The organism is Stenotrophomonas sp. NPDC077420 (assembly GCF_044543385.1).
Lineage (GTDB): Bacteria > Pseudomonadota > Gammaproteobacteria > Xanthomonadales > Xanthomonadaceae > Stenotrophomonas.
In genome coordinates this window covers 61,372-83,861 of sequence record NZ_JBITVZ010000011.1, presented here as the reverse complement: position 1 = coordinate 83,861, position 22,490 = coordinate 61,372, and the positions used below count along the sequence as shown (strand labels likewise).

Genomic DNA, 22,490 nt, shown 5'->3' with positions numbered 1-22,490 from the left:
GAACGGGCGTCGGGCGCTGCACGCGCCCGTACCGTCCGCAGACACGCGTGGCGTGTCTCTACGCGGGCTGGTCTGCGGTGACCAGCGGCTTCACCCGGGCCGGGCGGCTCGGGAAGGCGTGTCGCAGGATGCGCCACATCACCTGGCCGAACTGCTTCGGCAGCGAACCGGTGTTGTAGTGCTGGCCATACCGCGCGCAGATCTCCTTCACCTCCACAGCAATGGCGGCATAACGGTTGGCCGGCACGTCGGGGAAGAAGTGGTGCTCGATCTGGTGGCTGAGGTTGCCGGTCATCACGTTCATCGCCTTGCCGCCGGCAATGTTCGACGAACCGCGCAGCTGGCGCAGGTACCAGTGGCCACGGGATTCATCGCGCACGCATTCCTTCGGGAAGGTTTCCGCGTCGGCAGTGAAATGCCCGCAGAAGATCACCACGTAGGTCCATACGTTGCGGATGACATTGGCTACCACGTTACCCAGCAGCACCGGCAGGAAGAACGGGCCGGCCAGCGCCGGGAACAGCAGGTAGTCCTTGAACATCTGCCTGCCCATCTTGCGCCCCACCGGGCGCGCCTGTGCCAGCAGCTGGCGGAAGGTGATCTTGCCGGCAAACCAGCGGCCCAGGCGCAGGTCCTGGATGGCGATGCCCCATTCGAACAGCAGCGCGAACACCACCGCCACCACCGGCTGGGTCAGGTAAAACGGGCGCCAGCGCTGTTCGGGGAAGATCCGCAGCAGGCCGTAGCCGATGTCATCGTCCAGCCCGCGTACGTTGGTGTAGGTGTGGTGGCGGAAGTTGTGGGTCTTGCGCCAGTTGTCGGCGGTGCCGACGATGTCCCACTCGTAGGTGCTGCCCTGCAGCTGCGGGTCGCCCATCCAGTCGTACTGGCCATGAATGACGTTGTGGGCCAGCTCCATGTTCTCCAGGATCTTGGACAGCGCCAGCAGCGCCACGCCGGCAATCCAGGCCGGAATCAGCACGCTGTGCACGAATGCGCCCAGGAACAGCAGTGCGCGGCCGGCCACGCCGGTCCAGCGCACGCCCGCGACCACGCGGCGGATGTAGCGCGCATCGGCGTCACCCAGTGTCGCCAGGTGGCGGGCACGCAGGGCGTCCAGTTCGTTGCCGAACGCGTCCAGTTCGGCGGCGGACAACACACGGTTCTGCACGGCAGGCATGTTCAAAGCTCCAGGATCAGGTCGGTGCTGGCGCTGTTGACGCACAGCTTCACTTGCGTGGCCGGTTCGGCCGCGTACTCGCCGGTCAGGGTGTGGCGGGTCACGCCACTGGCCTTGCCGCACACGCAGGTATTGCAGATGCCCATGCGGCAGCCGCTGGCAGGACGCAGCCCTTCGGCTTCCAGCGCCTGCAGCAGCGAGGTGCCGCGCGGCAGTTCCAGAATGCGCCCACTGCGGCGCAGCTCCACGCGCACCGTGCCGGTTTCCGCATCAGGCAGCACCGGCGGGGTGAAGGCTTCGGATTGCAGCGTGGCGACCTGCCCCTTCAGCCGCGTGTTGGCGGCCTCGACAAAACCGCCCGGTCCGCAGGCCATCACCTGCGCGCTGGAAACATCGCCCAGCGCGCTGAAATCGTAATCGCCCACGCGCGCGGCCGGCGCGGTCGGATCGCGGGTCAGCGCCAGGTGCACGCGGAAGCCGGGATGGCGGGTGGCGATATCGGCCAGCTCGTCGGCAAAGCACACCGCCTCGCGCTGCTGCGCCCAGTACACCAGGTCCACCTGCGCTGGCATGCCGGCGCTCTCCATCTGGCGCACCAGCGCGCGCATCGGGGTGATGCCGCTGCCCGCAGCCAGCAGCAGCACGCGACCGACCGGGGTGGCCGGCAGGGTCATCTCACCGAAGGCCTGGCCCAGCTCGAACACCTCGCCCACCTGCGCGTGCTGCGCCAGGTGCTGGCTGACCTTGCCGCCGGTGATCGCCTTGACGGTGATCGCCAGGCAGCCGTCATCCAGCAGGGTCGGGCTGTAGCTGCGCGACAGGCGGCGACCGTCCACCTCCACGCCCAGGTTCACGTGCTGGCCCGGGGCCACGCCGCGGAAATGGCGGTTCGGGCGCAGGACCAGGGTGACCGCGTCGGCGCTGGCCGCAGTGCGGGACACCAGCCGTGCCCGCGCCCGGCGCAGGGTCCATAGCGGATGGACGCGGCCGGCCCAGAAGTCGAACAACTCCTCGGACACCCAGTGGCGGGGCGAGAGGGAGGAACGGCGGGCGGCAGGACGAGGGAGTGCGCTCATGCCGTCACTATACGGGCGAGCATACAGCTGTGTATACACTTGTATATCCCTCAGACCGGCTATGATTCAGGGACTTGACCGTCTGGCCTCTGGATGACCCCCCCCGATTCGCACCTGACCGTCCACGACGACGCCCTGCCAGCCCGCAAGGCCTCGATTTCACGCGAGGACCTGCTGGCTGCCGCCCTGACCCTGATCGGCCCGCACCGCAGCGTGTCGACCCTGAGCCTGCGCGAAGTGGCCCGCGAAGCCGGCATCGCACCGAACTCGTTCTATCGCCAGTTCCGCGACATGGACGAGCTGACCGTGGCCCTGATCGACCTGGCCGGCCGTTCGTTGCGCACCATCATTGGTGAGTCACGACAGCGCGCGGCATCGTCGGACCGCAGTGTCATCCGGCTGTCCGTGGAAACGTTTTTCGAACAGCTGCGTGCCGACGACCGCCTGCTCCACGTGCTGCTGCGCGAAGGCAGCGCCGGCTCGGATGCCTTCAAGCAGGCCGTCGAGCGCGAGCTGAATTACTTCGAAGAAGAGCTCTGCGTGGACCTGATCCGGCTGGCGCATGCCGACAACGGCGCGCTGCTGCATGAGCCGCACCTGGTCGCCAAGGCGATCACGCGACTGGTGTTCGCCATGGGCGGCACGGCGCTGGACCAGCCGCCCGAGCGCGACCCGGAGATGATCGAACAGACCGCGCAGATGCTGCGCATGATCATCACCGGGGCGCGCACCATCGCGGGCTTCCCGCCGACGCGCTGACCGTTCAGGGGTCTGCCATCGCCGGCGCGGTGGCTTTCAGATCGACAGGCATGTCGAGATGCACCGACATGCTCGAGATCTTTCCGTCAAGTACGTCCGAGCCGAAATTTTCTACTTTGACCGAATCGTTGGTATAGCTCCGGTCGAAACTGCCCACCGTGACCGGGTTCCAGATGTCCCTGCGCACTGTAATGAAGGTGTACCCCTGGTCCTTCTGGTGGTGCCAGTTGCCAAAGACACGGATCATCATCCCCTTCTTGGCCTTGACGATGCGTACCGAGCGGATCTCGTCGTTGTCGCAGCTCCATCGCCCCGGAAGATTGAAGGCGGTAAACGGCAACGGCACCGTGCACAGCAGGCTCTGGGTTGCATTGTTGCCTTCAAAAAATTCGGCCCTGGACTCGCTTTCTCCTGAGTCCACCTGCATCGAAATACTGGAAACCTTGCCGTCGAGGGTGCCACCTCCCATTCTCGCAATTTCCCACTCTGCTTTCACCTGATTCCGTTCGAACGTTCCAACAGTCACCGGTTTCACAATGTCTTGAAGTGCATATACGAACGCGTAGCCTTGGTCCCGCTGGTGATGCCAGTTGCCGAACAACCGGATCATCGTTCCCTTCTTGGCTTTTATGATCTTCATCGAGCGAATCTGGTCATTCTTGCAACCCGAAGCGCCCGGCAGGTTGTGGGGTGGATAAGGCAACGTAACGGCGCAGAGCAGGTCTCCGCCGCCCTCGTTACCTGAGTAGAATTCGACGCGTTCCGGCGGCACCCCCGCGTCGCTCAGCATCGACATGCTGGAAACCTTACCGTCCAGCGTATGTCCCCCGAGACGAACAATTTCCCAGCGGTCCGTCACCTGATTATGATCGAACGATCCAACCACCTCCGGGAGCAGAATATCCTTGGTGACGTATATGAAGGCATATCCCTGATCTTTGGTGTGGTGCCAATTTCCGAACAGCCGGATCATCGTTCCCTTCTTCGCCTTGAGGATTCGCAGGGACCGCGCCTCGTCGTTGGTACAACCTTGCGCGCCTGGCAGGTTGAATGCGGCGTAAGGAAGCTTCAGTTCGCAAAGGACTTTCTGGCTGGCATTGTTGCCTTCGTGCAACGTGAGCGCCGCATCCGAAAAGTCGGCAGCAGGCAACCCTGGTGAAAGCGCCAGACTGTAGTCGCCCACTTTCTGCTTGGCACGGTGACCCTGGTCGGACGCAACCTTGTAAACCGTGAATCGCCCGGGATCCGGCCGGAATTCCACGATGAGGTAGGTTCGATTCAATAACGCACCGGTCTGGAACACAGGGACTCGGCCAAAGTACTCAGCGGTTCCGCCAGCCAGGCCCAGTTCCTTGTGGAGGTGTCCGGCAAACACCGCCTGCACGCCGTAACTTTCGATCAATGCCCGGAATCGCTCGTGCCCACTTCCCGTCCAACCACCTCGACGGTGCATGTTGATGAAAACATAGCGATTGCGCTCCCTGGCGTCGCGCAAAGCACCTTCCAGCCAGCGAAGAGAAGGCAGTACATTGAATTTCGATTTCGTCAACAGATCACCGCTCTCGAACCACCGCTGGTACGTTGGGTAATCGTTGAGTTGGATCAAGGTCGCAGCGGGTCCAACATCCACGGCGTACCCATAGCTGCCTCGGTGTTCGTTTTCGCCAAGATGGTAGTCCCAGGAGCGCGGCTCAAGCTCGCGGGTCCATTTGAGGACATCGCAGACGCTGTCGCGTGCGCAACCGTTGTTGGCGCAATCGTTCACGTTGTTCCCATAATCATGGTTACCCAGCAGCGGCAGGAACAGAGGAGCTCCGCGGCTTGGCTCCAGTTTCTTGAAAAACTCCTGGGTGGCGACCCGCTCACTTCCGTGACCGAAATCGGTCAGATCGCCATTGATGGCGACAGGCACCGGGAGCGGCTGTGACGCCCTGAAATCTCCAATGTCACTGAGCACGAGCTGCAATCTCGACTGGGACAGGGACGGATCGAGGCTCTCGCTTCCATCGCTGTTGATCACTCGTGGATACTGCGTGTCCGACCCGACGACGAACCATTGTGGATTCTTTGCGTTCCAGCCCGGGGCAAGGTGCCCCCTGTAGCTCATGGTTGTCGTCATACCGCATCCCGGTGCGGCGGACTCAGGCTCAGCCTGCTGCAGTACCCTTGGGACGGCCTCTGATCCAGGCGAGGGGATGGCTGCACTGCAGCACCCCAGAATCAGGGCACGAATCGCCCACCTGTAGACGCACATCGCAACCTCCCGGGCGGCGCACCCCTTATCGAGATGTCAGCCCTCCCGGAGAGGGTCGATCCCGGTGTAAGCGGCACTGCCAGCCACATCGCTCCCACGACATGACCCCCGATTTGCATTCAGGTTGCACCCGCACTTGTTCGTGCGACGTGAATAGCGGGCCACCTCCTTGCGCTGGCTGTGGCAACCGCCGACCGCACGGACTTTGGAAATGTGGAGTAGCAAAAAGGGCCGGCATATGGACCGGCCCCTTTTCGACTTTTGACGGTTACCGGCTTCGTCAGCGATGTTAGCGGCGATAGCACTGCCGCTCGACCACGCGGTCGCCGGTCTTGTTCTGGTGATTGCCCTGGATCTGCCGACCGGCGGCGCCGCCGGCCACAGCGCCGGCTACGGTGGCGAGTTTCTTGCCGTTGCCGCCGCCGACCTGGTTGCCGAGCAGGCCACCCACCACCGCGCCGGTGGCGGTGCCGGCAATGCGGTTCGGGTCTTTGCTGTTGCGCTGCACTTCGACATTCTTGCAGACGACCTTGGTCCCGTCATTGAAACGGCGCCCCTCGTCCTTCGGCCCGTAGGTCTGGGCACTGGCACTGAACACCGATGCCATCAGCGCCGCTGCACACAGCATGTTCCGGGTGGAAAGATTCATGGTTGGCTCCTCGCTTCATGTCGTACCGCCAGTCTCGGCGCGGCGCAGGGAATCTGCCGTGAAAAGCCGTGGATGCCATGTCAACGCCACGCGCGCCGTTCAGCCGGCAGTGCAGCACGCGCCCGTTCAGTGCCGGGCCACGGCGTACTTCTTCTCACCGGCCAGGACCGCCAGCCGCGCACGTTCGCCATGGCTGTCCAGCTGCGCCAGCCGGTTCTCCGGCGGCGGCAGCGGGCAGGTGGCGAAGTCGGTGTAGGCGCAGGGTGGGTTGTAGGCGCGATTGAAGTCCAGCACGACCGTGCCGTCCGCGGCGACCGGATCGGTGTGCAGGTAGCGCCCCACCCCATAGGTCAGCCGCCCCGTGCTCTGGTCCTGGAACATCAGGTTCAAGCCCTTCGCCGGGTCGCCCAGCGCTTCCAGCCGCCACTGTCGCCCCTCCTTCTCGAACGCCACGTAGCCCGGATTCGGATTGTCCGAGACCTCGCCCAGCACGTTCACGATGGGCAGCGTCCTGCCTGCCGGGTGCGGGACGAACGTCGCCTTCACGCGCCAGCCTTCGTCGGCGGGGAAAAAGTCCAGGCCCGCGAAATCCCGGCGTGCCGGTGCGTCGGCATGGCGAACCCGCAGCGCCAGGCGCTGGCCGCGCTTGATCGCGGTGATCTGGCCCTTGCCCTGATCATAGGCCAGCTTGGTTCCACCGCCTGCCCCCTCTGGATCCAGGCGGACTTCGCCCTGTACCGGCTTGCCGTCAACCGTAATGGGCACGCCCTCGGCGACCTGGAAGTACAGGCCATCGGCGCGCTTCTCCACCTCGCCCAGTCGATCCGGCGCGATGGACAGGCGGATCGCATTGTCCGCGCCCCCACCCACGCTGCGCTTGCCTGCTTCGATCCAGTGCAGCCCGATCAGGCTGGTCCAGCCATCCGGCTTGCTCAGGTCCGCGCTGCGTTGACGGACCCACTGCGTGTGCTGGTCCTGGAAATCCAGCGCCGCGGCTGCGGCCGCGGATGCGGATGGCACCCCTGTGGCTTGGTCCTGCCGACTGCACGCGGTCGCGAGCAGGGTGAGCACGAACAGCGAAACGACTGCGTGCGTCTTCATGATGTTCACCAGTTCTTGGAAATACCGAGGTGGAGGTAGCGTCCGTAGGATTCGTGAAGCGCGCTCAGGTAGTTGCCGCTGGCGCTCAGCGGCGGCTCCTTGTCGAACAGGTTTCGCGCCCCCACTTCCACCGCGATGCCACTCAAGCGCCCGCGGGTGAACTCCTTCTTTACCGACAGCGCCCAGCGCTGCGTGGAGCCGACCACGAACGGTGTGCGGTCGGCGTACGCGCCGGCGGTCACGCTGTCGATGTAGTCATCGCGCAGGCGCACCGTCCAGTCCTGCAGGTTCCAGATCAACGTCGCGCTGGCCCGCCATTCCGGCTTCGCGCCGTTGATGCCCACCTCGTTGGCCGCCCCCAGGTCGGGCACGAGGATGTCCAGCTGCCCGCTGGCGATGGCCGCAGCCACCTGCTGAATCTCGGCGGGTTTCTGCTGGGTGTACTCCTTGAGCTGGCTGGCACTGATCAGCAACGAGAAGGTGCCCCACGACGTTTCCGGCAGGCGCCAGCCCACGTTGTAGTCCACGCCCGACGCGGTGAGCGGCCGACGATTCTGGTAGCGGTTGTAGATGTGCGTCACCACGCCCGCCGGCGCCAGGCCGGAGCCTTCGAACTGCGCGATGTCTTCCGCCGTCACCGCCGCCCGCACCACGTTCGGGTTGCTGCTGCCTTCCACCACGCGCAGGTACGCGTCGTACAGCAGTTCCTCACCCATGGTGCTGATGGGGTTCTCCACCTTCACCCGCCACGCATCCACGCTCAGGCTGATGGCGCCCAGTCGTTCGGGCAGGAACTGTGGCTCGAAGACCACGCCCCACGAGGATTGGCGGGTGGTTTCCGGTTCGACGTCGTCGCCGTACGAGGTCACGGCGCTCACCGACGGTTTTACCGACGAACCGCTGCTGAAGGCATTCAAGCAGGCGGCGTAATCGGGCTGCGCGCCCTTGGTGACCAGCGCATGGCAGCGGACCGCGTCGTTGTTGAAGCCAAAGCCGTAGGTCGGCGGCGAATTCACCAGCTCCAGCCCCGGTGCACGGAAGCCGCCGCTTACCGAGCCGCGCAGCAGCAGGCTGTCCACCACCTTCCAGGCCGCCGCCAGTTTCGGCTTGCCGACCTTGCCGGCATCGCTGTAATCCTCCCAGCGGCCGGCAAGCTGCAGGTCCAGCGACTGCACCAGCGGGATGCCCTGTGCCGGCGACACCAGCGGCACCGCGAATTCGATCAGCGCCGATGTAACGTTGCGGCTGCCGCGCACATCCGGGCGCGGGCTGTGGGTGAAGAAATTGCTGGCCGCGACCGTACCGGTATACCAGTCGGTGTAGGGGTTGCTGCCATCGATGTTCTCGTCGCGGTCATCCCGGCGGCTTTCATACCGGTACTCCACCCCCGCTGCCATGCCGATGTCGCCGGCATACCAGGTCAGCAGATCGGAGCGGTTCACCTTGAAATCCCACAGCGCCAGTTCCGTGGTGCCTTCGCGGGTCGCCTCGCCGATGAAGGACGAGGTGTCGTACGGCGTGGCATCGCCGACCCGGATACTGGCGGGGTCGCCGCCGCTGAACGGGTTGTAGGCACTGGCGTCGGTGCGGTTCACCGCTTCGATGAAGGCATCGGTCAGCCCGCCCTGCTGGGTGTCGGTACTGCGCGCGCGTGAGTACAGCAACGCGGTTTCCCAGTTCCAGCCGCCCTCGGTCCAGCCACGCACGCCCAGCAGCACCCGCGACTGGTCGTTGTCCACCTTTACCCGGCGGATGCCCGAATCGGCGAACTGGTAGTTGAGCAGCCGGATCGCATCGGCACCGCGCAGCGCCTGCGGAACCCAGTACGCATCGGGGCGGATATGCAGCAGGAAGCCGTCACCGCCGAAACCCGACTCGCTGCTCACCCAGGATTCCGAGGTGGCACGGTAGTAGCCCAGCTCGCCGAACAGCTGCACGCTGTCATTGACGTCGAAGCGTCCGGTGGCAAACACGTTGCCCTTGCGGATGGACGGTGACGTGGTGATGCCCGGCTCGGCCGCCGAATCGTAGTGATAGCGCGTGGGCACCGTGCCGGACGTCAACGCACCGGTGGTGGGATTGACGTACCAGCTGCCGGTGCGCCGGCTGCCGGTATAGGTATCGAAATGCCCCCACGGCGTTCGGGTGCTGAACCCGGTGGTCCCGTTCGGGTCCGGCACGCTGGTGCCGTCGCCCAGCGGGCGGCGGCCGTCGGTGGCGGTGAACCAGGCATCGGAATTGAGCTGCGAGGTCCGCCTGGAGAAGCCATAGAGCACCGAGAGGTTCCCGCGCCCTTCGCTGAAATCGCTGCCGAAGTACCCGTCCAGCGATACCTCTTCGCGGTGGCCATCGGTCACCTTGCCGTAGTTCAGGCGAACGCCGCCGCCATCTGCCAGGTTGCTGGGCATCACCAGGTCGACCACGCCGGCCACCGCATCGGAGCCGTAGATGGAGGCCGCGCCATCCAGAAGCAGGTTGACCCGTTCCAGCCCGAAGACCGGAATGGCGTTGGCGTTGTAGGTGGTGTCATCGCCGCTGTTGCTGATCGGGTGCTGCACGGTGCGGCGGCCATTGACCAGCAGCAGCGTGTACTTCGAGCCCAGGTTGCGCAGGTTGATGGAGCCCACGTCCCCGCGCGCGACGTTGGAGTTGCGGCCGGCGTTGGTGGTGCCTTTCTCGGTAATGGCCACATCGCCAAACTGCGGCAGGCTGCGGAACAGCTCGTTGCCGTTGGTGGCCAAGGTGGCGTCGATCTGCTCGCGATCCACCGCAACCACCGGCAATGCCGCCTGCGCACCGCCGCCGGCAATCTGCGAGCCGAGCACGGAGACCTTGTCCAGCGTGCGCGCGTTGGAACCCTGTGAGGGCGATCCCGTCGCAGCTGCTTCTTCAGCCGCCTCTGCGGGCTCGGCGGCGTCCGCTGCCCCGCTCGGCGCAAGCAGCGTGCACAGGGCAAGCGCCAGATGACTGCGCTTAACGCGTAGCGTCCGCATATGCGCCTCGCACGATGCTGCCTTCCAGCTTCTGCTCGTCCTTCACCAGGTTGTACAGCGGGCAGGTTGCCTCGACCGACTGGCGCAGCGCATCGATCTCCTGTTCCGACGCCGGTGATTCAATCCGCACTTTGTAACGGATGTCGCTGTACCGCGCCGGCGAACGCACGTTGCTGCCGAAGCGCGGGCTCACCTGGCCATCCACGGTCAGCTCCAGCGAATCCAGCAGCACGTTGCGCGAAGCCGCCTGCACTTCGAAGATGTGGGTCAGGCAGGTCCCGGTCACGCCGAGCAGGTGCTCCTCCACCGTCGGGGCCAGGCCATAGCCGAGCAGGCCGGGCGCGCTGTCGTGCAGCTGCTGGTGGTAACCGTCCTTACCCAGGAACACCCGACGCAGGCCGGTACGCGGTTCGACGTGGGCGCGCGCGACCAGGGTTTCCGGCTCGGCCGGCTTGGCCTTGCCCGCGCCCGGCTTTACCTGCCTGGCCAGCACCGCCGGGCGCTTCTCCTCGGTGATGAAGTCACGCAGGCCCGGCGGCAGCTTGGGGTCGCGCTCGGCCGCACTGTGGTGGTATTCCACCTCCGCATGACTGACCTGTTGCGGCCGGGTGACCAGGTCGATGGCCGAGGAGTTTTCGTGCACCGCGCGCTTGAGCGCCTGCAGCTGGGCGTCGGGGGCCGGAGAATCGATGTAGGCCACATAGGACAGGTTGTTGGGGTACGCCAGGGTCTCGCTCTTGCGCTCGGGAATGCTGGTGAACACCACGTCCAGGCCGTCGAGCGGCACGTTCTGCACCGCCGCCTGGACGATGTATTCGTCAGCTACTGCACTGGCCAGCGTGCCCACCAGCGAATCCCACGAACCGGCGCCAAGGTTGTAGCCGGCGTAGTTGCGGCCGCTGTCGCTGATGTACTGGAACTCGCCGGTCGGGCCGACGCGCAGGCGCCGCACGCCAGAGCGGCTTTCCGCGGTGACCTTCCCGTGGATCGCGGTGGGCGTGCCGGGTCTGGCCGACTGGGCCTGGATGGCCTCGCGCTTGGCGGCCAGGTAGGTGCGCAGCGGCGAGGCCTGGTCCTCGGCCGAGGAAACCAGCGGAGCCAGCAGCAGCATGGCGGACAATGCGGTGGTGCCGATTACCTTGAACGGCGTCGTGCAGCGTGCGATGGACATGGGAGAACGGCCTCCGGAGTGGTTCGTGAATAGAAGCCCACTGTTTCATGTCGCATCGCCGCATTTAAATAACCGTTGGCAATTCCCATATACATGCCCGACGCCGCCGCGATTCGACGGAAGCGGCGCCACTGTTAGAGTCGTGTTGACCAGGTACGGAAGGACAGGACTGAATGACCACCACCGATCCACTGGTACTGGCGCTGCAAGGCAGCGCGGTAAGTGACATTCCAAGCTTCTACGCCGAGATCAACCGGGTCTTCATGGCCGGCGAAGATTGGCAGCTCGGGCACAGCCTGGATGCACTGGATGACATGTTGTACGGGGGCTATGGGGTGCTGGCCGGGCACGAAGGCGCGACATTGATCTGGCGGGACATCGAACATTCCCGCAACGCGCTCGGCGAGGAAACTACCCGCGCATGGCTGCAGGCCAAACTGGATGGAAACGACAGATTCAACAGCGCTGTCATCGCCGCCAAGTTGCAGGCGCTGGACGCTGGAAAAGGCCAGAGTTACTTCCAGATCGTCATGGATATCTTCTCGGCTCATCCCCGCATCACCGTGTTGCAGCAGTGACCCGATTATACTGCTTGCGCACACCCGGATCAGCTCCCCTCCTCACCCGCTTTACGTGAGTGACGGGCTCCGGGTTTTTTTTCGTCTGCGCGTTCGGTTTCTGCACATCACGCGCTGTCTGCCACCGTTTCTGGCGCCCGCTCCCGTCCGGGCTCCCTCAACTACAATGGTCCACCCGGCCTCCCCGGCCTGCCCTGCCCGATGGACCCCGCGTGACCCAGAAGCCCGCTGAACACACCCCGCTGATGAAGCATCACGGGCGTATGTTTCGCATCTGCATGTTTCCAAAGGATATTTGCCGGGATCGCACCTACTGAGGGCCGGCATCGCTACACCACCGCTACATGGCCCTTGAATCGTGACGCGACTCATAGCCTCTTCCTTGGGGTCTTGCCCCGACCTCGCAAGGACACCCAAGCGGCAATCGCTGGACGCGTTAGGGACCGAACCCTTTCCACACTGAGCAGCCGCATGGGCTGACCGAGATCCTGACAACTGCGCCGCCGCCGTTCGGCCCCTGAGCAGCCCGCCTCGACTTCCATCATCGCCCGCCCCTCGCTCTTCATGGCCGAGAAACGCTGCACGTGCTTTTTCCAGTGACAGAACTGCCGATCTCTTTCAATGCGACTCCAATGACCGAGACTACGGCGGCTTTGGTTAGAATCCTATTCGAAGGGCCGATTGTAGATCGAGCCCTAACGCCAAGAGACAGACGGGCTAGGCAGCCCATACAGGGGAAAACATGGATTTCAGCGTTCCACGAAACCGGCCGTTGGCCGAGCTTCTTTCTCAAGCCGGCAGTGAAGATCTGGATGTCCTGGCTGACTTGATCACCGACAACGGCAAGGGGCGGCTCGCGCTTGACTCTGGCATCAAGGCGCTCATCGTTAAGCGAAAGGCCGAAGGGGCCCTTCAGTCGATTGCAGATGTCCTGGAAAAGGAGATCTGCGACTTCGGCGGCAACACCCTGATGAACACCTACAGGTCCTCCGGGGTCGAATACCCGGAGCTAGCTAAAGACGTTGCTAAAAAGCTGGGTAGCAAGATCCCAGAGGGCGCCGACGTCTATGCTCTCGAAGAGTTGGCCCTTGCGGGAGCCATCGGGAAATATTCGCCCGACGATGCAACTGCAGAGGGCGCTGGCGAGACCACGCGGAACTCGGTCATCGACAAGGTGGTGCAACAACTAGTTCAGAACGCAGGGACGGCAACAGGCTTGGCCTCCGCTGGTGGGGTCGCAGGCTTTGCATCCGCTTTGGGCGCTCGTGCAGCATCGTTTGTCGCGGGCCCTGTCGCTGTTGGGGCCGCGGGATACTCACTCTATGAAGCTACAGGCCCAGCATTCCGCATCACAGTCCCGGCTGTTCTCCAGATCGCCAAGATTCGTCGCAAGCGGATCGACGCCGATTTCCAACACTATTCTGAGAGGCTGAAAGCATGTCTCTGATCAATGCAGAGCTGGCGCGTGATCTGCCCAAGCTCCAAGACATCCTTGCGCGTGTCGCTTCTGGGGAGCTGAACGTTTTTGGCGGCGTGGTGCGATACGCCGCGGGAACTGGAAAGGGGGGCCAGATCGCCGCGCACCTTGTATTCCCAAGCGACCCGCAGCAGGCCCAGCAGAGCATTTCCCAACTGCAGGCCGCCATGCAACAAAGTATGGGCAATCTTCAGGGCGGCATTGATGCCCTCCAGCAGAGCATGGGTTCACTTCAAGCACTACAGATGGCCAACCTCGCCATGGCTGGCTTGAATCTGGCCGTCACGACCGCGGGCTTCGTCATCGTTTGCAAGAAGTTGAACAAGATCAGCGGCCAGATCGAAGGCCAGTCAGCCGGCATCGCTCAAACACTTCAATTGGTCAGCGAAGCCCACGAACGGAGCTTGCTGATGGATGAGGCGAGGTTTCGTGGCCTGGTGCTCGCCTGCCAGCAGCACTTTGAGGAGGGCGACACCGAGCTCCTCAAGCACAAGCTTCAGGACTTCCATGAGCAATACCAGTTCACCAAGTTGGTGTTGCAACGCCACGCCGTCAAAGCAGCAAGCAACGTGGACCGCCTGATTGACATCCAAGTGCTCCAAGACCGCCTGGTAAACCTTGGCTTGTTCCTCGCGCATGTTCAAACCAAGGTGGGTGCTCGTAAGCGCGGCCAAGAAACACTTCAGAACCTTGCGCAAGACCTTGATGAGCTCAACGGAAACCGCGTGAAGGCCCTGACTTCTGATCGCGACCTTTCGTTCCGCATCACCGAAGACCAGCTGAGCCACGTGGTTTCGTTCATTGAAAACGGAAAGCAGACCATCCCAGCCCTGACGTATCAAGCCGATCTCCTCGGGATCGAACACTTCGATACCGATGCTGTAAACGACGCCTCCATCGCAGGCGAGATCGTGGTGATCGCGGCATAACTTCCTAGATTGACTTTCAATCTTTGCATGCTAATGGTTGAGCGAGGCCGGGTTTCTTACTCTTTCCCCGCCTCATTAAGCCCACGGCGACAGGCCTCCTCCCCCGGTTGACCGGGGGCTTTTTTGTATCTAGGCGCTTGCGCTTTCCTGAAAACCCACTATCCCTGAAAGCATCCATTGATCTTTCTGGGAGGAAAGCATGCACTTTGGTTTTAGAACCTTTTTCGCCGTGGCGGCCCTACTGACTTTGTCGCTGACCGGCTGTTCAACCATCCAAAGCACTTCTGCCCCACCACCGAATAACCCTGAGACTCGGGCCACCCCCACCTACCGCGGCCCCGTTTACCGCTTCTTTCATCCCAAGCAAGAACGAGTCTGGAAAGGGGTTTCGCCCTCGTTGCGCGAAAAGGCAGAAGCCGTCCTGGCCCAGTTGGCAGCAGAGGGGTATGACGTGCGGCCGGTGGAGGCGTATCGAAGCCCAGACCGCCAAGCGGCATTGATGGCGTCGGCCAGCGGCGTCACGCGTGTTGGGGCTTGGTCCTTTTGTCACAACTACGGCCTGGCGTTGGACGCAGCCGTATTCGTCAACGGTGAGCCAAGCTGGAACTTGAACGATCCGCACGTCATGGCCGGCTACTTGCGCTTCGGGGAGCTCTCAGAAATCGTTGGCCTGAACTGGGGCGGGCGGTGGACCAGCCCCAAGGACTACCCACACGTGGAACTCAAGTCCGAATGCGGGCAGGCCAAGCTGGCTTATCGCCAAGGCCGCAAGCTCCCCCTTTTCGCAGCGCCACTAGAGCCAGCTACTTATTTGCTTGCACGCGCCTTGCCACCAAGTTGGTGCCCTCGTGGGTCGGGTTGGGCGTGCGCGGCTTGGGGAACCGCAAAGCCATTGGCTTGGCAATGGGAAATACCGAATCGAGCATGTTTAGTGCACTTTCCTAACAAGATGAAAAAGATCGCCTGATCACCTTGCGCAAATGAAATCCCCTGCTATGGATTTAAGTATGAATCCATAGCAAGGGAGGGTTTGAATGTTTCCGCATCGACTAGCTGTTTTAACTGCATTGATCGGCGCAGCTTTGTTTGTAGCGCCGGCTTACGCTCAAACTGCCACGGGCACGGGCGCTACGGCATCAGGGCCTAACTCAACGGCAACGGGTGAACACGCCCAAGCATCTGGTCCAAACTCTACTGCTACAGGAGCCTACGCGATTGCTACGGGCAACGGAGCCATCGCGAACGGGATTCAGGCCAATGCGTCCGGTGACAACGCGCAGGCATCTGGCACTAACGCCCAAGCATCGGGCCAAAACTCGATAGCCATTGGACAGTCCGCGAATGCGGCGGCAGAAAGGACTGTTGCCATCGGCACTTTGAGTTTTGCTGGTGGTGAAGATGCGGTCGCAGTTGGACAACAATCGGTCGCGACCGGTGTTAAGTCGGTAGCTCAAGGTGTGCAGGCGCAAGCCAGCGGCGATCTGTCCATGTCCTTTGGATACCTCAGCCGCTCGCGCGGCAACGCCTCGATTGCTCAAGGGAATCAGGCCCAAGCCAACGGAAATCATGCGGTTGCGATTGGTTCGTCCACCGTTGCCGATGCATTTCAGTCACTTGCACTGGGCGTTGGGGCTGAGGCTCGCGCTCAGGATTGCGTCGCCCTGGGCTCTCATAGCCGCTGCTGGGCCAGCGACGAAGTCAGCGTGGGATCCACTTATGAGGACGGGGGCCAGAGCACTCGTCGCATCACCAACGTCCGCGCCGGCACCTCGGACACCGACGTCGCAAACCTCGGACAGGTCCGTCAGGCGGCCCAGGCGCTGGGCGGCGGCGCCACGTTCGTCAACGGCAACTTTGTCGCGCCCATCTATCAGTTCCGCAGCGGGGCCACGCATCAAACCGTTGGAGCCGCTTTGGACGACCTGGATGGGCGCGTGACCTCCCTTGAGCAAAACCCAGGCAGCGGCTCGGGCACGCCTGGCCCGCGTGGCGCAGATGGATTAAGCGCCTACGAGGTGGCGTTGGCCAACGGTTTCCAGGGCAACGAACACGATTGGCTGGCAAGCCTGAAAGGGGAGCCAGGGGCCCAGGGGCCTGCCGGTAGCGACGGCCTGGACGGGACGGCAGGCACCGGCTCAGGTTCGACTGCAAAAGCGGGCAAGAACGTCGAAGTCACCAACAACTCAAACGGCACCCAAACCGTTGCGGTCAGCGATAACGTGCAGCTGTCGGACGCGGGATCGGTGAGCGTCGGCGCGACCACCGTCAACGCCCAAGGCGTGACGATTCAAGGCGGTCCCTCAGTCACCACGGCAGGCGTCAACGCAGGCAATCAGCGCGTGACCAACGTTGCCAGTGGGCGTATCGAGCGGGGCTCCACCGATGCCGTCAATGGCGGCCAGCTCTGGGACGCTCAGCAAGCCTGGAACGACCGCTGGACCGATACCGACCGCCGCTTGCGCCACCAGGACCGTCGGGCCAATGGGCTCGGGGCGCAGCTCGGAGCGATGTCCCAGATGGCGACCTCTGCGGCGGCGAATGGTGGGACTGCCGTGGGCCAGGTCAACTTGAACGTTGGGGTGGGGTTCTCGGGCGGCGAAGCGGCGATGAGCTTCGGCTGGGGGGCCCGAATCTCGGAGCGCACCAGCGTCTCGGCTGGCGTGTCCTTCGGCTCAGGCAACAAGCCCGTAGCCGGCTTTGGGATCAGCATCAACCTGGGGCGCTGAACGATTGCGTGGTGAGAAAAGGAGGTGATCGCATCTCGGCAAGGGCCCCAGAAGGGGCCTTTGTTCGTGGCAGGCCTTGACGAATCGGATCTTTCTTTTATGGGTATGTAGGTATACCCATCTATGGAGGACCTTTGAACTGGAAACGCAATCAAAAATACCTGCCCCGCCCTCGGCGCCTCTACGGGTTGTTCTTCAACAACGGGTGCTGTTACGTGGGGCAGACCGTCGATCTGAAGCAGCGGGAGCAGCAGCACCGCAGCGCTCGTGGGGGTTGGCAAGGCAAGCCGTTCACCTTTGTTCCGCTTTCCAGCATGACTGGCACGCAGGCCGACGCGGAGCTGCACGAGTATGCCTGGCGCTACAAGGCGTTCAATCAGGGCTGGCGCATCTATGCCAAGCCCCCAGGGCAACTCATTCGCGATCCTCGCAGGCGCACCACGGGTTACATGAAGTCCCTGGCATCTGGCTATCGGTGGCCAGAGGCGGCCCCAGGAAAACGTCACGTTCTCGGGTCTTCACCGTCGCTGGCATGGGGGTTTTTCAAGTGGTTGATTCTCTATCCCGCACTTCTCTGCGCTGCTTTGACCCTCCTTCGCCTCGGTGCAATGGGTCTGTAGCTGTGTGGCCCGGCAGAAGCCGTAGTCCACCCTGCGATCTCTTTCAACGCGCCTTTGCCTTGGCCGCTTTTGACCTTGCTTGGGGTGCAAAGGCATTAAAAGAACGCGGCCAATGGGCCGCGCCTGAAAGCAAAAGCGTGAGGGGAAGAAGGCAAGGGGCGGCATGGCCGCCCTGCATGCCTATCACCGGGTGATTCCCTGCCGTTGAAGAGGGGTTTGCACCGGGACTGCCGGCTCGGCCTGTGGTCGTGGCGTGCGTCGAAGCGCCTCGAACACTTCAAGTAACCCGCGTGCCCTGCGCTCGCCCTCGCTCATCTGGGCTTGGGCCTGCCGCTGCTCGCGGTGCTCTTTCACTACCATGTCCAGCTTGCCTTGGATGCCGCTTCGCTGCATGGGGGGCCGCTGGGCTTTCGGGGCCGCAGACGCAATGGGCTCCTGCTTACCCCCCTCTTCCACGGCTGGTTGCGAGTCATGACGGAGCCCAGCGTCCAGGACTGTGGACTTCAGTCGCTCCAAGCCCAATCGAGTGTTCAGCTGCTCCACGTCATCGTAGGTGCCGTAGAGCCTGTAGCGGCCCGTGGTGAGCCGGGTAAACGCCACCAGCGAACTGGCGTTGTCCATCATCCCCAAGTTCATGAGGTGGAACACCTCGCGCTTGCCCTGCCCTTGGGATTTATGGACGGTCACCGCGTAATCGTGGACCACTGCCTTGTGCTGGTGGGTGTTCCACACCACCTTGCGCCCGTTCTCCTTTGGGTTCTCAGACCGCAGCGTGCCGGTGATGTCGTAGCCGCCCGAGCGCGACGGTTTCATGGATTCGATGGTGGCCTGGGTGCCGTTGACCACCCCCAGCTCTTTATTCTTTGCGGTGAAAATCACCCGATCCCCTTCCACCAAGGCCAGATCGAACTTGCGTCCATTGACGCGTCCCTCCACCACCACCTCATCCGTGCCGATCTCGCCGCGTTCTTTGAGGCCTTTGCGAATCCCTGCGTTGAGAGCGCCGACCTCGGCCCGGCTGTGTGCCAGCACCAGCTTGTCGTCCAGCGCCGCTGGATTCTTGAAGTAGTCGTTCACCAGGCGCTCGATGCACTTCTCTTGTGAGTGGGCTTCCACGATGGAGTCCAGCAGCCGCTCCTTCTGCTCATCGCCCAAGTCCAAGGTCTCGCGCCGGCTGCGGGCGCCCTTTTTCAGATCGACCACTTCGCCGTTCTCGTTATGGGCGTAGAACCCCACCGCCGTCTCGCGGTCTTCCTGCCGCGCCTGTCGGCGAATCTCGGTCAACTTCACGTCGCCCACAGCTTGCTTGGTGAGCTGAAAACCGGAACCTGCCCCGATGGGCTGCAGTTGCTCGGCATCACCTTGGAGGATCACCTTGCTTTTCGCCTTCTCTGCGTAGGCCAACAAGGCTCGGGTGTCGCGGGTGTCCACCATGCCTGCCTCGTCAATGACCAGCACGTCGTTGGGTTGAAGTTCGCGCTTGCCTTCGGCCAGGTCATGGAGCATCTGCGCCATCGAAACGCTGGGCATGTCGCTCTCGGCCTCCAGTTTCTGGGCGGCCTTGTTCGACACGCACACCCCCAGCAGCACCATGCCCTCGGACTCCATGGCTTCTTTGTAGAGCTCCGAAATCATGGTCTTGCCCGTGCCGGCCAAGCCGCTCAAGTTCGCCACCCCGCCACTGCCGCGGCAGATGTGGTTCACGGCCACCAGTTGCTCATGCGAGAGCTGGAAGCCCTTGGCTAGCTGGTAGTCCTCGATGACGCGATCCACCGTGGCCTGCGAAGCGTGGTGTTGGGTCTCAGGGGCTCTACGGTTGGCGATGTCCACCACCGCTTGCTCGGCTTCCAGCATCCAAGGGGCGCAGAACCGATCCTCGGTGTGCTTGCGGGCCAGCGTCTGTCCCCGGTCTTCGTCTGCCAGGCGCTCGGGGTTGACCAGCACCAGGCCATTGTCCTGCTTGAACTGCTCAATGCGTGCATCAAGCCCGGCCGCGTCAATCTTGCCGGCGTATTCCATCCCAAGCACCCGCACCAGATCGATGCGGTTGAACACGGCCTCGTTCTCGTGGAGCAGCTCCAGCAGCTCGGCGTCGCTCTTGTGCACCACCTTGTCCAGGTTGCCCTGCGCTTCTTTCAACGTCTCCGGGGTCAGTTCGAAGCCCTTCAACGCGCCCTGCCAGTGCTCCACAAGCTCTGTGTAAGTGGGCTCGTTCTTGTGCTTCCGGGTAGCCTTGTTCGCCTGTTGGGCGCTGACCCCATGCTGTTCTGCGTATTCGAGCAGGGCCTTCCGGCGCTTGCTGAAGTGGTCGATGACGTCCTGATCGATGCCGGTCAGGCGTGCGTAGGATCGGTTGGTCTCTTTGCCGTCGTCGTCCAGTTCCCGGATGTGCTCGACCTGGTAACCCAAGCCCTGAAGGTTCTTGTAGAGCTCCAACTTGTAGATTTCGTCCATGGCCCGGGCATGGCGATAGATTTCTACAGCATCGAAGGTCGATTCCTTGCCATCAACACCCAGCGCCACCCCATAGACGAGGTGGTGGGTGTGCAAATCCATGTCGAGGTCACGCCCCGCGAAGTGCTGGTGGCTGGACCACACCAAGCCATCAACGCCAATCACGTCCTTGCCGCCCTTTCCCCGCCGGGTCTCAACCATCGACTCCAGCCGGTTCATCGCCGTTGCGGAGGCGGCTTGGTGCGCCTTAAGCACCGCATCGCGCCGCTCCGGTGTCTCCATTGCAAAAAGAATCCCGACGTCCTTGGGCGCCGACACTGTGACGTCGTAGCCGACCCGGTGACCACCGACCACCACGACCTCGGGCTTGCCTTGGGCGTCCAGGACGGGATCCCCGTTCTTGTCCACCTTTGGCCGCACCTTGCCTTTATGGCCTGCGTTCTGGCAAAGCGCCCTCCCCGTCAGTGGGTCGAAGCCCTCTGCCAGCTTGCCCATGGTCTCGCGTGTCACCGGGGCGGAGCGGAGGTTGAGATGCGCGGCCATCCTGCCGCCCCAGGCCATGGTGTCCTGCGCGTTTCCGTCTTTGTCGAGGTAATACTCGGTGAGCATCAGATACTCGACCACGGCCGCGCCGGACTTGCTGTCCGTGCCTTGAGCAGTCAATGCAGTGACGTTGAACATGGGAATCCTCCAGGAAGTAAATATCCCTTCAGATCTACCAAAACCTGGAAGCTCCACAACCCCCATTACTTGCGGAAGATGGATTCCAGCTCATCGTCACTGACGGCGCGGAGCTTCGGAGACGTAGCGCCCCGCTTCTCCAGCTCTGCGGCGGCCTGGTCGGCGGTCATCTTCAGCACGCGCTGGACCTCTGCGTCACTTTGAGCGTCGCTCGGGGGCATGGGTTTCTGCTCCACCGCGCGAGCGCCCTGCTTCGTCCACCGAGCCCGCTTCTGCCCCTCTCGAACCTTCGGGTAGCTCACACCGGGCCAGTCCAGCAGGAGCAAGTCGCCCTCGGTCTGGACGATTGCACGGATGCCCCAGCGCTCGGTGCCGTAGGCCTTGCCCTTGCGAAAGCCCAGGTCGTCGGTGAGCCGGCCTGGCGCCACAATGGCTTTCGACTCCTCATGGACGGTTGCCTTGTCGTCGTGAGTGCGCCAAGCCACGGTCCGCTTGCCCAAGTTCCGGGAGATTTTTTCCCGGGTCTCGCCCTTTAGTTTACAAATCACATGTGTTCCTACCATGCTTGAGAATGCTTGCGCGGCTTTATCGCCGTAGACCGTCTCAACTTGGCTCCAGTCCTGCAGCGCCGAGCAGAATACGACGCCTTTAGACCGGCCCAAGGCGAGCAACGGTTCGATGTTCAAGCGCCCAGCACTGGTCAACTCGTCAAAGAAAAACCCAAGAAATCGCCCTGCCTCATCGTCCGGCAAGCTCGGCCCGATGATCTCCGGCACCGCGACGTTGATCATCGCGCTGATGTAAGCCTTGGTCAGCACCTCGTCTGGGCCGCTCTGGACGATGATTTGCTTGCGCCCTGTATAGCTGTCCTTGATCCACTCCAGCATTGAGAACATCCGCCCGCGGGCGCGCTCCGGCCAGGCCAAAGCCAGGCGCTCGATAACCGCTGTTCCGTTGGCGAGGACGGCCATGCAGCTCGATGTGGTGTTGCTGTCTGGGTTTGAAATGAGCGCTGCGGCTCTCGGATAATAAAGCGAGAGAGCTTGAAACATCTGTTCAGCGGGACGGGCAACCAGGGCCGCCAGCTCTGACCACCCCCACTCATTGCCCTTCGTGGCTTGTAGCTCACGCACGCACCCCTCTAGCAACGCCTGGGCCGCTGAAGCCCAAAACGCTCCAGAACCTTCTTCACTTTGGATGATCGATTGGGAGAAAGCCGCGGCCTGGGTTTGGGTTGCGCAATCCCTTCCGATGTCCCAGACGTAGGATCGCTTGTCGAAGGGGCACACAATCACCGGGCGCTTGAAGATCGAAGTAAAGTCGCCCTTGATGTCATAGATGAATGCTTTTTTGTCGAGCCTTACCACCTGTTCCAGCAGGTGCTTCAAGATGACGCTCTTCCCGCTGCCGACGCCCCCATAGATAAACATGTGTCGAGCAAGCAGCTTCTTTGCAGCGATCCATGCCGGATGCAACGACAAGGCATGCGGCTCGTCCTCCTGCTCCTTCTTCGTCAGTGAGCGACGGCGTGCTTCAGTCAGCGCTTCTTTGCCCTGGAGCAGTTGAGCACCGGATACGTGCCATGTGTTCGAGCGAGGGATGAGGCCCCGGCGGGTGACCCACGCAGCCGCCCACCCAGCTAACCCTGCCGCAACTCCAATCCTTGCCAGTGTGCCGAAGGTGGCCTGCTCGCGAGCGACCTCCCAGAACGCGCTGGCCGGCTCGCGCAGGGAGATGGTGCCGGTGGCAAGGTTGCCCAGCGCTGCGACACTACCTGTGAGCGCCTGGTTGTAGGTCATGAGGGAGTGGCTGCTTGGCACCTGCCACCCAAGCCATAACGCG

16 protein-coding genes are annotated in these 22,490 nt (G+C 62.9%); 7 read left to right on the top strand and 9 right to left on the bottom strand.

The genetic code is table 11. The features are described from left to right. Positions 1-58: 58 nt before the first annotated feature. Positions 59-1,180, bottom strand: a complete 1,122-nt coding sequence (locus ACIGII_RS12350; protein WP_399638481.1) for a fatty acid desaturase family protein — start codon at positions 1,178-1,180, stop codon at positions 59-61. A 2-nt stretch (positions 1,181-1,182) separates the two neighbouring features. Further along, on the bottom strand, positions 1,183-2,256 hold the full coding sequence (locus ACIGII_RS12345; RefSeq protein ID WP_399638479.1) for a ferredoxin reductase: 1,074 nt from the start codon (positions 2,254-2,256) through the stop codon (positions 1,183-1,185). A gap of 93 nt (positions 2,257-2,349) precedes the next feature. On the opposite strand from ACIGII_RS12345, the gene fabR reads away from it, so the two are divergent. After that, complete coding sequence (gene fabR, locus ACIGII_RS12340) at positions 2,350-3,015, top strand: HTH-type transcriptional repressor FabR (RefSeq protein ID WP_399638477.1); 666 nt, start codon at positions 2,350-2,352, stop codon at positions 3,013-3,015. Between the two features lie 4 nt (positions 3,016-3,019). Here the strand turns inward: fabR and ACIGII_RS12335 are convergent, their stop codons facing one another. The 5 genes from ACIGII_RS12335 to ACIGII_RS12315 all read right to left on the bottom strand — a co-directional run bounded on the left by ACIGII_RS12335 (position 3,020) and on the right by ACIGII_RS12315 (position 11,183). Next, positions 3,020-5,035, bottom strand: coding sequence for a metallophosphoesterase family protein (locus tag ACIGII_RS12335; protein ID WP_399638475.1), 2,016 nt, complete (start codon positions 5,033-5,035; stop codon positions 3,020-3,022). 523 nt (positions 5,036-5,558) lie between these two features. Beyond that, complete coding sequence (locus tag ACIGII_RS12330; protein WP_399638473.1) at positions 5,559-5,918, bottom strand: glycine zipper 2TM domain-containing protein; 360 nt, start codon at positions 5,916-5,918, stop codon at positions 5,559-5,561. A gap of 126 nt (positions 5,919-6,044) precedes the next feature. Next, positions 6,045-7,019, bottom strand: a complete 975-nt coding sequence (locus ACIGII_RS12325; protein ID WP_399638471.1) for a DUF1684 domain-containing protein — start codon at positions 7,017-7,019, stop codon at positions 6,045-6,047. Positions 7,020-7,024: 5 nt separating this feature from the next. Next, positions 7,025-9,844, bottom strand: a complete 2,820-nt coding sequence (locus tag ACIGII_RS12320) for a TonB-dependent receptor domain-containing protein (RefSeq protein WP_399638470.1) — start codon at positions 9,842-9,844, stop codon at positions 7,025-7,027. A 148-nt stretch (positions 9,845-9,992) separates the two neighbouring features. Further along, positions 9,993-11,183, bottom strand: a complete 1,191-nt coding sequence (locus tag ACIGII_RS12315; RefSeq protein ID WP_399638468.1) for an OsmC family protein — start codon at positions 11,181-11,183, stop codon at positions 9,993-9,995. 173 nt (positions 11,184-11,356) lie between these two features. On the opposite strand from ACIGII_RS12315, the gene ACIGII_RS12310 reads away from it, so the two are divergent. From ACIGII_RS12310 to ACIGII_RS12285, 6 genes are all read left to right on the top strand, one after another. Continuing rightward, complete coding sequence (locus tag ACIGII_RS12310; RefSeq protein WP_399638466.1) at positions 11,357-11,761, top strand: barstar family protein; 405 nt, start codon at positions 11,357-11,359, stop codon at positions 11,759-11,761. 742 nt (positions 11,762-12,503) lie between these two features. After that, positions 12,504-13,208, top strand: coding sequence for a hypothetical protein (locus ACIGII_RS12305; protein ID WP_399638464.1), 705 nt, complete (start codon positions 12,504-12,506; stop codon positions 13,206-13,208). Then, positions 13,199-14,167, top strand: a complete 969-nt coding sequence (locus ACIGII_RS12300) for a hypothetical protein (protein ID WP_399638462.1) — start codon at positions 13,199-13,201, stop codon at positions 14,165-14,167. The genes ACIGII_RS12305 and ACIGII_RS12300 overlap by 10 nt, the downstream gene beginning before the upstream one ends. 199 nt (positions 14,168-14,366) lie before the next feature. Beyond that, positions 14,367-15,134: a M15 family metallopeptidase gene (locus ACIGII_RS12295; RefSeq protein ID WP_399638460.1), complete on the top strand. Its 768-nt coding sequence runs from the start codon at positions 14,367-14,369 to the stop codon at positions 15,132-15,134. Between the two features lie 67 nt (positions 15,135-15,201). Then, a complete protein-coding gene (locus tag ACIGII_RS12290; RefSeq protein ID WP_399638459.1) occupies positions 15,202-16,893 on the top strand; it encodes a YadA-like family protein in 1,692 nt (563 codons plus the stop codon). 134 nt (positions 16,894-17,027) lie between these two features. Next, the gene (locus ACIGII_RS12285; RefSeq protein WP_313318670.1) at positions 17,028-17,513 is read left to right on the top strand and encodes a GIY-YIG nuclease family protein; all 486 of its coding nucleotides are present in this window, start codon (positions 17,028-17,030) and stop codon (positions 17,511-17,513) included. Positions 17,514-17,696: 183 nt separating this feature from the next. Here ACIGII_RS12285 and mobF read toward each other — a convergent pair whose 3' ends face one another. Next, positions 17,697-20,648, bottom strand: a complete 2,952-nt coding sequence (mobF, locus tag ACIGII_RS12280; protein WP_399638457.1) for a MobF family relaxase — start codon at positions 20,646-20,648, stop codon at positions 17,697-17,699. Positions 20,649-20,713: 65 nt separating this feature from the next. Next, complete coding sequence (locus tag ACIGII_RS12275; RefSeq protein ID WP_399638455.1) at positions 20,714-22,447, bottom strand: type IV secretion system DNA-binding domain-containing protein; 1,734 nt, start codon at positions 22,445-22,447, stop codon at positions 20,714-20,716. Positions 22,448-22,490 lie beyond the last annotated feature (43 nt).